Raw genomic sequence first — 13,674 nt, forward strand, 5'->3', positions numbered from 1 at the left:
CCGCTGATCCGGGGGCGGGGCGGTGTGTGGTCAAGGTGCGCAACGGGCAGGGCTGCCGGGCCGTTGAGGGAGGTATTGGACGTCCCGACTCAGCAGCACGGGGGTCCTGTTGGTTCCGTATCCTGCCGCACTCGACCTGCCTCACGCGCTGATCGAATGGGTCACGATGCTCATCGTCACCCGTGAAGGTGACCGGCGGTGCAAACTGCCGCCGCACTGGCGTGCGCTGGTCGCACTCGTGTACCTGCGCCGCCACGACACCCTCGCCCGTATCGCCGCAGCGTTCGGGATATCCGTCGGCACCGCACACGCCTACGTCACCGCGGTCACCGCCCTGCTCGCTGAGCAGTCGCCGGGCCTGCTGAAGACACTGCGCGTGCACGACCCGGACTTCGTCCTCCTGGACGGCACGCTCGCCGAATGTGACCGCGTCGGCGACGGGAAGGCTGACTACTCTGCGAAACACAAGCGGCACGGGGTGAACGCACAGGTTGTCACCGATCCGGTCGGCCAGATCATGTGGCTGTCGCCGGCCCTTCCGGGCCGGACCCACGACCTGACGGCCGCCCGCACCCACAAGATCCTCCGGATCTGCGCGCGCCAAGGCGTCCCGATCCTCGCCGACATGGCCTACATCGGTGCGGGCGACTGCGTCACTACCGCCAAGCGCCGCCCGCCCAACGGCGAACTCACTCCCACCGAACGGACCCTCAACCGGGCCCTGTCCGCAGCACGGGCGCCCGTCGAACGAGGCATCGCACGGCTCAAGTGCTGGCAAATCTTCCGCAGATCCTGCATCAGCCCCAACCGCATGTCCGCCATAGCCAAAGCTGTCCTCACCCTGGAGAGGCAAGGCTGAAAACGCTCATTGGTTGTCGTAGAGGTCACGCTCGCCGTGGATTTGCCACGCTTCCACACCTTGCGGCCGTGTCACGCTCACGGTGCCCGGGACGCGGTACGAACTGCGGCCGCGCACTTCCAGCGCCCCCTCGGCAACGAGGCGCGCGAGCACTTGGCGCAGTGCCGTCCGACCGATACCGAGTTCTTCGATCAGCGTGCGTTCAGAGGGCAGCCTGTCGTCGGGGGCATACACGCCGGCCGCGAGCCGTTCGCGCAGCGTCTCGTAGACCTTGGTCGTCTTCGGTCCCATCTGCGGAGCACTCTCCGTTCTGAGGTGGTGCGTACCAGCGTAGCGGGGCGAGCCTGCAGATCCCCCCAGATCCTTCCCCAGGTCTTGCTGGTCTCGCTAGGGAACGTTGAAAAGTCCCGAACACTCGCGGGCGGAACGCTCTACTCTTGTGGCGAAAGCGACGTGAGTCAACTACTCAAATGGGAGGCGCTAGTGAACGAAAAGGAAAACAGCTCGTCGAATAGTGAAATCGGTGAGACGGAAGAAGAGGTTATTCAACTTCTCGCAAATTTCAAGATCTCCTTCCTGGAATCCGGTGACGAATATGTCACCTTTTCCTGTTATGAGAAAATGGCTCGTCGCGCGGCTCGTTATGGGGTTTCGCTGCCACGCAATTTTCTATCTGATCTTCGCGATCAGCTACGCTCGGGGATTGTGCCCCATCCGACACTGCGTGGCATTATCGCACCGGCCGCAGGTTATGTAGAAGTTATTGTGCAGGATTCTGTTAGGGTGGGTAGTGGACTCAGACTGCGCCGGGCCACCACCATGCCCGAAGTATGCCGACACATTGATGACGATCTAAGGATTGTGACCCTAAGGAGGGACGATCACGTTTATACGGATCTCCATATCGCAGGAAGTGGCAGTACTTGCCTGGAGATTTCACCAGCCTCCCCGGCCTGTTACATGTTTACTTCCCTCGAAAGGGTTGTCCCTAGAGAGGCAGGGCGTTGGAGCTTCGGGCTGACAGTAAAGGTCTACCTTGAAGGTGATACGGCCGAGAGTCTGGAGAAGGCTGCGAGTAAAGTAGTTTCCTCCCTGCTGTATGAGCTCGATGTCAGGAACGGTATCCGTCTGAATGCCGATAGATGGTTTGCGGAGCGAGGTGATAGAAATGCTTTGCGGCGCCCGGCGGCCACTTCGGTTGTTAGGTTCCCGGAGATTGCCATTAAACCAGAGATGGCAACCCTTTTCGGGTTTGCTGCCTCTGTCGCGGGTAACCCTCCGCTAGCCTTCCTTACGTACTATCAAATCTTGGAACACAATCTCGCTTCTGCGGTGAAGCGCAGGGCTCTCAGAAAGATGGCTAAGGAGCTGTCTGACCCTATATTTGACAAGTCCAGCAGAGATGACCTGCTGCGAATTTTCATGATCAGTGAGCGATCGACACATATGTCTGAGGTGGATCAGCTGCGGACACTTATCGATGAATGTGTGCGACCTGAGTCTTTGGCGAATTTCTTCACCGCGGGCGACTACGTGGGACACTTCGGCAAGAAGGGGCCCATAGTCGGCGTGGAAGCGGTAAACCCCTCGAATGGCCAAACATCTCTGGCGTCGCAAGTAGCGGACCGCGTGTACAAGATCCGTAACAGGATTGTTCATGCTAAAGACGACCCTAGATTTGGTGAGGCCCCACCGCTGCTCCCTGATGGGCCTGAAGCAGATGCTTTGTGGCCGGACATCATGTTGGCTCGGTTGCTGGCAACCGAGGTGATCCTCGATGGGCACGCAGGCATGTGAGTGCATGACAATAGCGGCAGTGAGCGGTGAGAACCTGCGACGGGCCCTCGGGCCCCGAATAGGGGGGCGGGTCACGATCGCTTTGTGTGTCTGCGGGGCCGTCTGTGGGCCGTCGAAGGGCGGCCCACAGCGACCAACGACGACCGCTCGACCAGTGCTCTGCGCTGGGCCGGCCTCGATCGCGTGAGGTCGCTCCGCGCCCGCGCCACTTCCTCCGCAACAAGAAGCAGGAGTGGGAGGAGTACAGAAGCGAGGTCACGGCGTACGAACTGCGGAAGCATCTGCCGGTGCTGTAGGGGGCGGGCTCGGGACGGGGCTCCCCGGGCGCAGGGGCGCTCTCGCCGCCGTGCGGGGCGAGGGCTGCTCAGAAGGACCGGACGACGGCTACTTCTGGGACCCGATGGGCAGCGCCTTGCCGAGAGCGTCCAGGATCGGCGCCCGAGCGGAGGACTCCCGGGGAAGCACGAGCGTCAGCGCCGCAGTGATCAGCAGGGTGATCCGCAGGCTGCCGGCGACCGCGGGGATTCTCGCCACGTCGGGAATGAGAGGGAGAGCGAACGCGGCTGTCAGCAGGACGAGCGGAGGCAGCAGGCGCTGCCATGCGGCGTGAATCTTCGAGAGGCGTGGGGCTTGGTCGATCTGCGCGACCACGGACTCCCAGTCGTCCTGCGTGAGAGCGGTGATTCCGGCCCACAAGGACGCCATTACGCGGACATGCGATCCCGGTCCGCCGGCTCGTGACAGGACATATTTGTGCTTCCGTATCACGTCGGCGACGCCGAACGCCTCTCTCCTGGCGGTGCTCCGGGACTCCCGATCGAAGATCGAAGCCGACCGGGAGAACTTCAGAGCCAGTACTTCGGCCGTGCCTGCGGCCGCTTCGAGCGCTACCAGAGCCGCGCGTGTCCTGGTCGACCTGAAGGGCTGCCCCATACTCGAATGCACCTTTGAACATGCCATCGTCATGGCGACAAGCAATTCATCGTAGGGATGGTCGTGTTCGGTGATGCGCGGATAGAACAGATATTTCAGCAGGGCGGCGAAAGCCAGGGACATGAGCAGATGGAGAGCCGCTGCCGCGCCGCCGAGCGCGAACCAGGCAAGACACTGCACCACCGGACGGTAGCCCGACGATGTGTCGGTGACCGTCCATATGATGAACGAGTCCACGAGCACCATCACGGGCAGAACACGGTGTCTCACTTTTCTGATGATTTTCAGTGTATGGATTGCTTCCGTCCTGGGCTTTATGCGGCAGGCTACGGCCGTGAGCACCAGTACATAGCCAAGACCAAAGGGGACCCCGAGGGTCACCAGCTGGTCGAACGAAATGCCTTTCACGGCCGCCTGGTCCCCGTGGGCGGATCCGGAGTCCGGCGGTGAAAACAGGCCCAGTGATATCATCCACGGGAGGAGGAGAATCATAGGGTAGTAAATCCACGTGACAGCCCACGCAAGTCTGTTGGCGCGGTTCAGGGTGGACCTCATTGCTCCCCGCCCGACCCTTCGCCGTACCTTCTCCACCTCCTCCGGGCTTGCCAGATCCTGCGCGAAGGCGGCGATCATGTCCGAGAGCCGACGATAGTTCGCTCGCGCCATCAGGAGGGTCATGGCCCTGAAGTGATTGTTTTTCAGAGCCTCCAGGAACGCGCGGCCGAATCCCCTTGTCCTGCCCAGTGCGGCCGCCGCCCGGCGCGATGCGCGGTGGTGCGGTGCGCCGGGGGTGCGGTTCGCGGGCGACGAGGCTTGAGACATGGCAGGCAGTATGGCCACTGGGGTGCCGTGTCGTCCCCGGTCGGCAGGAAACCGGGGCCGCTTGAGCCGTGCTCGTGTCAGCCGGTGCTGTCTGTTTATCACCCTTTGGTCTGGATCAATCGCTGCTACTCTGCGTCGATGTCCGGGTGCCGGGAGCGACGGTCTCGCTCTCCCGTCCGGGAGTGCCACCGTGACGCCGGAACCGGCCGCACCGGGTTGCAGCGGCGGTCGGGCCCGGCCCGACCGACGAGACGAAGCGTATGGATCTCTTACCGATACCGGACCCTGGCAGTCTCCGCACACCCGATGAACTCGCCCAATCCCTGCGGGCGTTGCGCGGCTGGGCCGGGAACCCGTCGTACGCCGAACTCGTCCGGCGGATCGGCGCCGTCCGCGCCGCCCGTGGGGTGCCGGCGTCGGAACGCATGCCGGGCCGGGTCACCGTCTACGACTGCTTCCGTACCGGTCGGCGCCGCATCGACATGAACCTGGTTCTGGACATCGTCACCGCGCTCGGCGTCGAGGGTTCGCCGCGGGAGCAGTGGCGTCGGGCGGTGCGGGCGATGCTGTGCCGGCCGGACAGCGACGGCGGAGGCCGGGTCAGCACGGAACTGCCCGTACCGGTCGAGCCGTTCGCCGGGCGGAGCGCCGAACTGCGCGCGGTGGCCGGGCCGGACCCCCGGCCCCTGGTGATCACCGGGATGCCGGGAGTGGGCAAGACCCAGTTCGCGGTCCGGGCCGCGCGGTCGCTGGCCGCCGCCGGGCTCGGTGCGCACGGCCGGCTGTTCGTCGACCTCCACGGCTATCACCCGTGTCTGCCGCCGGCCGAACCCGCCGCCGTCCTGGCGGGACTGCTGGTCGCCCTCGGGCAGCCCGCCGAGCGGGTGCACCGGATGTCCGCCCGCGCCCGCGCGGCCCGCTACCGTGAACTGCTCGCCGAACGTGACGTCCTCGTCGTCCTGGACGACGCCGCGGACGACGACCAGTTGCGGCACCTGCTCCCCGGCACCTCGCGCGGGGCGACACTGGTCACCGCCCGCAACGCCCTGGTCGGGGGCGCCGGTGCGCGGCGCATCGAGCTACAGCCGCTGAGCTGCGCGGAGGTGGCCGAACTGTTCGGCCAGGTGGTCGGCGCCGACCGGGTCCGCGCGGAGCCCGAGGCGGTCGCGGAACTCGGCAGGCTCTGCGGCAACCTGCCGCTGGACCTCGCGGTCAGCGCGGCGCGCATCGCCGCCACCCCGGCCTGGTCACTGGCCGACCAGGCCCGCAGGCTCGCCGCACGGCCGCGCGGGGCGGCCGCCGGACCGGCTCTCGCCGCCTCCTACCGGCGGCTGGCCCCGGCCGACCGGCGGCTGTTCCGGCTTCTCGCCCTGCACCCGGGAAGCCGGGCCGACGCCGCCTGCGCGGGCGCGCTCGCCGGACGGCCCGCCGCGCAGGCGGCCGAGTCGCTGGTGCGGCTCAGCCACGAGCACCTGCTCCGGCCTGTCGGCGACGACATGTATGAATTCCCCTGCCAGGTACGGGAGTTCGCCTTCGACCTGACCGTGGAGGAAGACCCGTACTCGGTCCAGCTCACCGCCCTGGAGGGACTGCTGGAGCACTACAGCGGTACCGCGGCGGCAGCCGTCGCGGCCCTGTCCGGCCCGGCGCGCGCCGGGCGCCACCCCGCTGTCGGCCCGCGCTTCCCGGACGCGGATTCCGCCATCGGCTGGCTGGAGCGGGAGTGGGCCTCCGCGGTCGCCGTCGCCGCCCGCGCGGCCGAGATCGGCCGTACGGAACATGCGTGTGCGCTGTCCCGCTCGCTCGGCCGCTATCTGAGGGACACCGACCGCGGTGATGTGGCCGAGACCCTGCAATGCCACGCCCGGACCCCGCGGACGCCCACCGGCCCGGCCGAGGGGCCGTCCCGCCGCGCCCTCGTCCCGGAGTGCCCGGTCAGGGACGCGGAGCCGGCCCGGCGCCACGGCGCCGCTCTGGAGCCGACGTAGACCACCGGGCGCGGGGCCGCCGCTGTTCGGGTTCGTTCGGGATGCTCGCCCGGAGTCGGTGCCCCGCGTGAGGCTGACCCGCGTCGGCCGGTGCCGCCCGTGTGCGAGGAGCCGCACGCCCACGCACCGGCCCGCACTCGGATCGACACGAAAGTCCGACACCCGGGTAAGGAAGGGGAACTGATGAAGCGCTTCATCAAGAGGATCGTCGCCCCACTGGCACTGGCACTCGGCCTGGGCCTGGGCCTGCCGGCCACCGCCGACGCCACACCGGCCAGCCCCCAGCCCTACGCCTACGGCTTCCTGGCCTCGCTCACCAGACCGACAGGCGGCGGCACGTACTACTGCATGGACGAACTGCGGCAGGTCAACGGCAACGGCCGTCCGGTCGTGCTGCGGCCCTGTGACGGTTCGTGGAACCAGTTCTGGTTCTGGGACGAGAACGGCCTGATCCACAGCACCAACGACGGCCGCTGTCTGTGGGCCCACTGGGCGAGCGGCCCGAGCGACGGGCCGGACGCCTCCGCCCGGGACTGCAACGGCAACGACTCCCACCAGCGCTGGACCCTCGGCACCGACCGCACCGTCTGCAACGGCGCCGGAGCGTGCCTGGCGAACACGGGCGTGCCCGGACCGCATGACTCCTACCACCTGTTCGGCCACGGCGTGAGCCCCGCTCCCGACCCCACCTTGCAGTTCGACTGGCACCACTCCGACAGCGACACCCCGATCAACCCCGGCAAGTAGCCCGCACGACGGCGCCAGGGCCCCGGCCGTCGCACGACGCCCGGGGCCCGAGCCCATCCGGAACCGGCCTTCCGGACCGCACGGGCACCAGCCGAGCACGACGGCATCCGGACCCGGGGGAGCCCCACCGGGGTCCGGCGGCAAGGGAGGACACCGGCATGGCCACCACCGACGACGGCCACCGGCCCGCGCACCGGGCTCCCGCCCCCGTCCGCCGCCGCGGCACCGACCGCCTCGTCTGCCGGACCGCCCACGCGGCCGAGGGGCACGCCGTCGAGGCCGACGGGATGACCCTCGACGCGGCCTCGTACGTCCTGGAGTACGACGTCGACGCGAGCCGCCGGTCATCGGCGCGGTGACGCCTTCACCGGACGAGCCGGAGGCGTGCCCTTCGGTACGAAGAGGCTCAGCCGGAAGGTGGTCGGCCGGGTCAGGCGTCCGCAGAACCTGTCCATCCGCACCGCCGTCCAGTCGATCCGCGGGTCCGACGCCCGCAGGCGGCGCAAGCCGGCGTGCCACTCCGACTCGTTTTGGGTCTCGAAGAGCACTTCCCAGTGGCCCGTGTCGGGCGCGAACCGGGCAGCCGTCCGCCGCGCCTCGTCCTGCGACCGGCGTCTTCTGCTGCGCTGCCCTGGCATCGGTCCAGCATCGGCCGCCCCCACCGGCACGGCAAGGCCGGGACCGGCGCGGATTTGATCATCGGGCGGGCGGCGCCTAGAACACTCCCATGGCATACAGGTTCACGGCGCGGGTCGCCTGCGGGCTCGATGATCCGGAGGCGGACGACTGCGTGATGGCGGGGGTGGCGGAGTCGGAGGACGCGGAGGCGTTCTCCTTGCTGTTCATGTGCGACTTCGAGGAGCCCGACGCCCAGGAGGCGGCGCTGGGCCTGGACACGTACTGCCTGGTCACGCCGGGGCAGGGCACCGCCTACGGGTGCGTACGGGAAGTGGTGCCGGCCGGGGACGTGCTGCGGGTGTCGCTCGACCCCGCGTCGCTGGCGGACCTGGGGCTGTCCGATCCGGTGGTCGAAGTGCTGCTCCGGGCGCCGGAGGCGGAGGTGGCGCGGATGCGGGAGGTGCTGCCGCGCATCCTGGGCCACGGGCGTCCGGACGCCCGTCCGGAGGTCGCCCTCCCGGCCCCGCCGCCGCGCGGATAAGGTGCCGCCATGCAGCGGATCCTGGTCGTGGGTGTCACCGGTGCGGGCAAGTCGACGCTCGCCCGGTCGGTCGGCGCCCGCCTGGGGGTGCCGTACCACGAGATGGACGCGCTGTACTTCGCCGGTCCCGGCTGGGCCGTGAACGGGCGGCTGGCCGAGGACGTGGGCGGGATCGCCGACGGGCCCCGCTGGATCATCGACTCCCTCGGCTACCCGGAGGTCCGCGACCTGCTGTGGGAGCGGGCGGACACCGTGCTCTGGCTGGACTATCCCCGGCGCGTCGTCATGCCCCGCGTGCTGCGCCGCTCCCTGCGCCGCACGGTCACCCGCGAGGCGCTGTTCGGCGGCAACCGGGAGATCTGGCGGGGATGGCTGAGCCGCGAGCACCCCGCCTGGTGGTCCGCCGCGCAGCACGGGCCGCGCCGCCGCGAGGTGGAACGCCGTACCCGCGACCCCCGCTTCGGCCCGCTCACCGTCCACCGCTTCGGACGCCCCGCCGAGACGGCGGCCTGGCTGGACGGCCTCTGAGCGACGGCCGACGGGAGTGGTACACGGTCTGTACCATGGAGTCATGGCCCTGAAGCGCACCAATGTCTACGCCGAGGACGACGACCTTCTCCTGATCAAGGAGGCCGCCGCCCGGCTGGGGGTCTCCGAGGCGGAGATGATCCGCGAGGGCATCCATCGGATCGCGCTGGCCCACCGGGTGTGGGACGAGCCGTTCGTCTCCGACGAGGAGACCTTCGACCTCGGCGGCCCCGTGACCCCGGAGGAGACCGGCGACGCGGTCGTGCGCGGACACGTGGAGCGGGAGCGGCGCAACCGGCGGGGCAGCGCCGCGTGATCGCCGTCGCCGATACCTCCGGCCTGCTCACCCTCTTCAACCGCTCCGACCCCGGTCACCACGCGGCGCGAAAGGCGGCGGACCAGTGCGGATTCCTGGTCACCACCCCGCTCGCGCTCACCGAGGTGCACCAGGTCGCCACCAGCCGCGCCGGACGGCGGGCCGCCGACGGGATCCTGCGCACCCTCACCGCCCGTGTCCGGCAACTGCGCCTGGTGCTCGCCCCCACGACCCCGGAGATCCTCGACGCCGCGCTGACCGTGCGGACCCGGTACGCCGGTCTCGACCTCGACCTGGTGGACGCGGTGAACGTGGCCCTGGCCGCCGAGTACGACACGGACGCCGTGCTCACCCGGGACCTGCGGGACTTCCGGACCGTACGTCCGGTGGGCGGCAGGTACTCCTGCTTCCGGATCCTGCCCGACGACCTCTGACCGCCGGGCAGGGCGCGGCCACGGCGACCGCCCGCCCCGCCCCGTCGACCGCCCCCCAGCCGACACCCCCGCCTGCCGCTACGCTCTGGCCAGGACCACCTCGATCCGACAGGAGACCGGGATGACGGCGCCGGGGCGCAGGAGCAGCACCTTCACACGGCTGCTGCGGCACGGCTTCACCGATGCCTCGGCCGCCGAGCGGAGGCTGGACAGCCCGGAGCTGGCCCTGGTCCGCGACGACCCGGTGCTGCTGGAGGCGCTGGGCGCCACCGCCGACCCCGATCTCGCGCTGGACGGACTGGTCCGGCTGCTGGAGGCGCAGCCCGCCCCGGCCGCTCGGCGGGAACTGCTGGACACGGTGATAGCGGCCAAACCGCTGCGCGACCGGCTGCTCGGCGTGCTCGGCGCGTCCGCCGCGCTCGGCGAGCACCTGGCGCGGCACGCCGGTGACTGGCAGGCGCTCGTCACCTACGAGCCGCGCGACCTGCACCCGGGTGTGGAGGAGTTCGAACGGGGGCTGGCCGAGGCGGACGACCCCGTCGCGCTGCGCGTCGCCTACCGCCGCTGCCTGCTGTCCATCGCCGCCCGCGACGTCTGCGGCACCACCGGGATCGCCGAGACCGCCGCCGAACTGGCCGACCTCGCCACCGCCACCCTGCGCGCCGCGCTGCGCATCGCCGGTGAAGAGGCCCCCGAGGACGCCGCGCGGTGCCGGCTCGCCGTCATCGCCATGGGCAAGTGCGGCGGCCACGAGCTGAACTACGTCTCCGACGTCGACGTCATCTTCGTCGGCGAGAGCGCCGAGGAGGGCGGCGACGAGACCGAGGCGCTGCGCGCCGCCACCCGCCTCGCCGCGCGGATGATGCGGATCTGCTCCGAGACGACCGTGGAGGGCAGCATCTGGCCGGTCGACGCCAATCTGCGGCCCGAGGGGCGCAACGGACCGCTGGTGCGGACCCTGAGCAGCCACCTCGCCTACTACCAGCGGTGGGCCAAGACCTGGGAGTTCCAGGCGCTGCTGAAGGCCCGCCCGGTCGCCGGGGACGCCGAGCTGGGCGCCGCCTACGTCGAGGCGCTCTCCCCGCTGGTCTGGCAGGCCGCCGAACGGGACAACTTCGTCGCCGACGTGCAGAAGATGCGCCGCCGCGTGGTGGCGAACATCCCCGTCGCCGAGGTCGAGCGCGAACTGAAGCTCGGGCCGGGCGGACTGCGCGACGTCGAGTTCGCCGTGCAGCTGCTCCAGCTCGTGCACGGCCGCGCCGACCCGTCCCTGCGCAGCGGCACCACGCTCGACGCCCTCCAGGCCCTCGCGGCGGGCGGCTACGTCGGCCGTGCGGACGCCGGACGGCTCGACGAGGCGTACCGCTTCCTGCGCTTCATGGAGCACCGCATCCAGCTCTACCGGCTGCGCCGCACCCATCTGCTGCCCGAGGACGACGCCGGACTGCGGCGCCTGGGCCGCTCCCTGGGGCTGCGCGCCGACCCGGTGGCCGAGCTGACCCGCGAGTGGAAGCGGCACACCGGCGTCGTACGGCGGCTGCACGAGAAGCTGTTCTACCGGCCGCTGCTCGACGCGGTCGCCCAGCTCGCCCCCGGCGAGGCCCGGCTGAGCACCGAGGCGGCCCGCGAGCGGCTGGTCGCGCTCGGGTACGCCGATCCGGCCGCCGCCCTGCGCCACCTGGAGGCCCTGGCCTCCGGCGTCACCCGCAAGGCCGCCATCCAGCGCACCCTGCTGCCGGTGCTGCTGGGCTGGTTCGCCGACTCCGCCGACCCGGACGCCGGACTGCTCAACTTCCGCAAGGTCTCCGACGCGCTCGGCAAGACCCCCTGGTACCTGCGGCTGCTGCGCGACGAGGGCGCCGCCGCCGAGAACCTCGCCCGGGTCCTGTCCGCCGGGCGGCTCGCCCCCGACCTGCTGATGCGGGCACCGGAGGCGGTGGCGCTGCTCGGCGACGGCGGCGGCGGACTCGGACCGCGCGGCCGGGCCCAGCTGGAGCAGGAGATCCTGGCCGCCGTCGGCCGCGCCGAGAGCGCCGAGCAGGGCGTCACGGCCGCCCGCGGGGTGCGCAGGCGGGAGCTGTTCCGCACCGCCGCCGCCGACATCGTCGGCTCCTACGGCACCGAGGCCCAGCCCGCCGAGACCGACCAGGGCCCCCTGGTCGACCAGGTCGGCGGCGCGGTCTCCGACCTGACGGCCGCGACCCTCGCGGGCACCCTGCGGGCGGTCGTGCGCGGCGGCTGGGGCGACACCCTGCCCACCCGGTTCGCGGTCATCGGCATGGGCCGCTTCGGCGGTCACGAACTGGGCTACGGCTCCGACGCCGACGTCCTGTTCGTGCACGAGCCGCGCGAGGGCGCCGACGAGCGGGAGGCCGCCGACGCCGCCAACCGGGTCGTCGCCGAGATGCGCCGGCTGCTCCAGCTCCCCAGCGCCGACCCGCCGCTGCTCATCGACGCCGGCCTGCGCCCGGAGGGCAAGTCGGGCCCGCTGGTGCGCACCCTCACCTCGTACGCGGCGTACTACCGGCGCTGGTCGCTGGTGTGGGAGTCGCAGGCGCTGCTGCGGGCCGAGCCGGTGGCCGGGGACGAGGAGCTGGGGCGGCGGTTCGTGGAACTGGCCGACCCGCTGCGCTACCCGGCGGCCGGCCTCGACGAGGACGCGGTGCGCGAGATCCGGCGGCTCAAGGCCCGGATGGAGTCCGAGCGGCTGCCCCGGGGCGCCGACCCCAAGCTGCACACCAAGCTCGGGCCCGGCGGCCTCTCCGACGTGGAGTGGACCGTGCAGCTCCTCCAGATGCGGCACGGCGCCGAGGTGGCCGGGCTGCGCACCACCCGCACCCGGCAGGCCCTCGCGGCGGCGCGGACGGCCGGTCTGGTCACCGAGGAGGACGCCGCCGTCCTGGACGAGGCGTGGGTGCTGGCCACCCGGGTGCGCAACGCGGTGATGCTGGTGCGCGGCCGGGCGGGCGACACCTTCCCGACCGAGCCGCGGGAGCTGGCCGCGGTGGGGCGCTACCTCGGGTACGGGCCCGGTCACGTCGGCGACATGCTCGACGCCTACCGCCGCACCGCGCGCCGCGCCAGGACCGTGATGGAGACCCTGTTCTACGGCACCTGAGCCGTGCTACGGCACCTCAAGTCCCGTACGAATCAAGTCCCGTACGACTGCGACCCCGCCCCTGATCCCGCCCCCGCCCCCGCCCCTGTCCCCGTCGGCCGCCGGGGCGCCGTCCTGGGCAGGGCGTGCGGCAGGGCGCCGTACCAGAGGCGGGCGACGGTGAAGCCGAAGGCGAGGCAGAGCACTCCGCCGACGGCGTCCAGCCAGAAGTGGTTGGCGGTGGCGACGATGACGACCAGGGTGGCCACCGGATAGAGCGCGGCCAGCACCCGCACCCACGGGACCGTGGCCAGGGCCAGCAGGGTCAGCCCGCACCACAGGGACCAGCCGATGTGCATGGAGGGCATCGCGGCGTACTGGTTGGACATGTGCTTGAGGTCGCCGGAGGCCATCGAACCCCAGGTGTGGTGGACCTGGACGGTGTCGACGAAGCGGCCGCCGGACATCAGCCGGGGCGGCGCCAGCGGATACAGGTAGTAGCCGAGCAGGGCCACGCCCGTGGTCGCGAACAGCGCGAGCCGGGCCGCCGCGTACCGGCCGGGGTGGGTGCGGTAGAGCCACACCAGAACACCCACCGTGATCACGAAGTGCAGCGTCGCGTAGTAGTAGTTCATCCCGACGACCAGCCAAGTCACCGCGTTCACGGTGTGGTTGACCCACTGTTCGGCGGCGATGCCGAGATGGTGCTCGGTGCGCCAGACCCAGGCCGCGTTGCGCAGGGCGGCGGCCTTCTGCTCCGGGACGGCGTTGCGGATCAGCGAGTACGTCCAGTAACTGACCGCGATCAGCAGGATCTCGAACCAGATGCGCGGCCGGCGCGGGACGCGCGCCGGTCTCGCGAGCCAGGGGCGCCCGGGGTCCGTGACGGGGTGCGGACGGGCCTCTTCGGGATCTTCCGGTCGGCGCACGGTCGTATCACCCATAGCCGCAGAGTCTGCCAGAAAAGCCGCCCCGCGGCCCTCATCCCGCGGCC

Annotated in this window: 12 protein-coding genes and 2 pseudogenes; 11 read left to right on the forward strand and 3 right to left on the reverse strand. The window is 70.4% G+C overall.

Annotation, left to right across the window (positions count from 1 at the left end):
- Window positions 1-109: 109 nt before the first annotated feature.
- Window positions 110-859 (forward strand): IS5/IS1182 family transposase, encoded by a 750-nt coding sequence (locus B086_RS0115470; RefSeq protein ID WP_026252458.1) that lies wholly within the window; start codon window positions 110-112, stop codon window positions 857-859.
- Window positions 860-868: 9 nt separating this feature from the next.
- On the opposite strand, the pseudogene B086_RS40075 reads toward B086_RS0115470, so the two are convergent.
- Window positions 869-1,150, reverse strand: a pseudogene (locus B086_RS40075) (winged helix-turn-helix domain-containing protein); the annotation flags it as partial.
- Between the two features lie 192 nt (window positions 1,151-1,342).
- Here B086_RS40075 and B086_RS44585 point away from each other — a divergent pair.
- Both B086_RS44585 and B086_RS45450 read left to right on the forward strand, forming a co-directional pair.
- Window positions 1,343-2,656 (forward strand): hypothetical protein, encoded by a 1,314-nt coding sequence (locus B086_RS44585; protein ID WP_158690393.1) that lies wholly within the window; start codon window positions 1,343-1,345, stop codon window positions 2,654-2,656.
- Between the two features lie 209 nt (window positions 2,657-2,865).
- Window positions 2,866-2,952 (forward strand): annotated as a pseudogene (locus B086_RS45450) (glutamine synthetase); the annotation flags it as partial.
- Between the two features lie 88 nt (window positions 2,953-3,040).
- Here B086_RS45450 and B086_RS0115480 read toward each other — a convergent pair.
- Window positions 3,041-4,411 (reverse strand): hypothetical protein, encoded by a 1,371-nt coding sequence (locus B086_RS0115480; protein WP_158690394.1) that lies wholly within the window; start codon window positions 4,409-4,411, stop codon window positions 3,041-3,043.
- A 260-nt stretch (window positions 4,412-4,671) separates the two neighbouring features.
- Between B086_RS0115480 and B086_RS40080 the strand changes: the two genes are divergently transcribed.
- From B086_RS40080 to B086_RS0115525, 8 genes are all read left to right on the forward strand, one after another.
- Window positions 4,672-6,399 carry an NB-ARC domain-containing protein gene (locus B086_RS40080; protein WP_078531105.1) on the forward strand — a complete coding sequence of 576 codons (1,728 nt, stop codon included), beginning with the start codon at window positions 4,672-4,674 and terminating at the stop codon, window positions 6,397-6,399.
- 183 nt (window positions 6,400-6,582) lie between these two features.
- Complete coding sequence (locus B086_RS0115490) at window positions 6,583-7,146, forward strand: RICIN domain-containing protein (protein ID WP_018567330.1); 564 nt, start codon at window positions 6,583-6,585, stop codon at window positions 7,144-7,146.
- Between the two features lie 158 nt (window positions 7,147-7,304).
- Entirely contained in the window at window positions 7,305-7,505 is a 201-nt protein-coding gene (locus B086_RS46230; protein ID WP_018567331.1) for a hypothetical protein, read from the forward strand.
- A gap of 368 nt (window positions 7,506-7,873) precedes the next feature.
- Complete coding sequence (locus B086_RS0115505; RefSeq protein ID WP_018567332.1) at window positions 7,874-8,305, forward strand: Imm10 family immunity protein; 432 nt, start codon at window positions 7,874-7,876, stop codon at window positions 8,303-8,305.
- Between the two features lie 9 nt (window positions 8,306-8,314).
- On the forward strand, window positions 8,315-8,833 hold the full coding sequence (locus B086_RS0115510) for a hypothetical protein (RefSeq protein ID WP_018567333.1): 519 nt from the start codon (window positions 8,315-8,317) through the stop codon (window positions 8,831-8,833).
- Window positions 8,834-8,876: 43 nt separating this feature from the next.
- A complete protein-coding gene (locus B086_RS0115515; RefSeq protein ID WP_018567334.1) occupies window positions 8,877-9,149 on the forward strand; it encodes a CopG family transcriptional regulator in 273 nt (90 codons plus the stop codon).
- Window positions 9,146-9,583, forward strand: a complete 438-nt coding sequence (locus B086_RS0115520; RefSeq protein WP_018567335.1) for a type II toxin-antitoxin system VapC family toxin — start codon at window positions 9,146-9,148, stop codon at window positions 9,581-9,583. The genes B086_RS0115515 and B086_RS0115520 overlap by 4 nt, the downstream gene beginning before the upstream one ends.
- A gap of 121 nt (window positions 9,584-9,704) precedes the next feature.
- A complete protein-coding gene (locus tag B086_RS0115525; RefSeq protein WP_018567336.1) occupies window positions 9,705-12,701 on the forward strand; it encodes a bifunctional [glutamine synthetase] adenylyltransferase/[glutamine synthetase]-adenylyl-L-tyrosine phosphorylase in 2,997 nt (998 codons plus the stop codon).
- 32 nt (window positions 12,702-12,733) lie between these two features.
- On the opposite strand, the gene B086_RS0115530 is transcribed toward B086_RS0115525, so the two are convergent.
- Window positions 12,734-13,624, reverse strand: coding sequence for a phosphatase PAP2 family protein (locus B086_RS0115530; protein WP_051115844.1), 891 nt, complete (start codon window positions 13,622-13,624; stop codon window positions 12,734-12,736).
- Window positions 13,625-13,674: the final 50 nt, after the last annotated feature.

It is taken from the genome of Streptomyces sp. PsTaAH-124 (assembly GCF_000373685.1).
Lineage (GTDB): Bacteria > Actinomycetota > Actinomycetes > Streptomycetales > Streptomycetaceae > Streptomyces > Streptomyces andamanensis.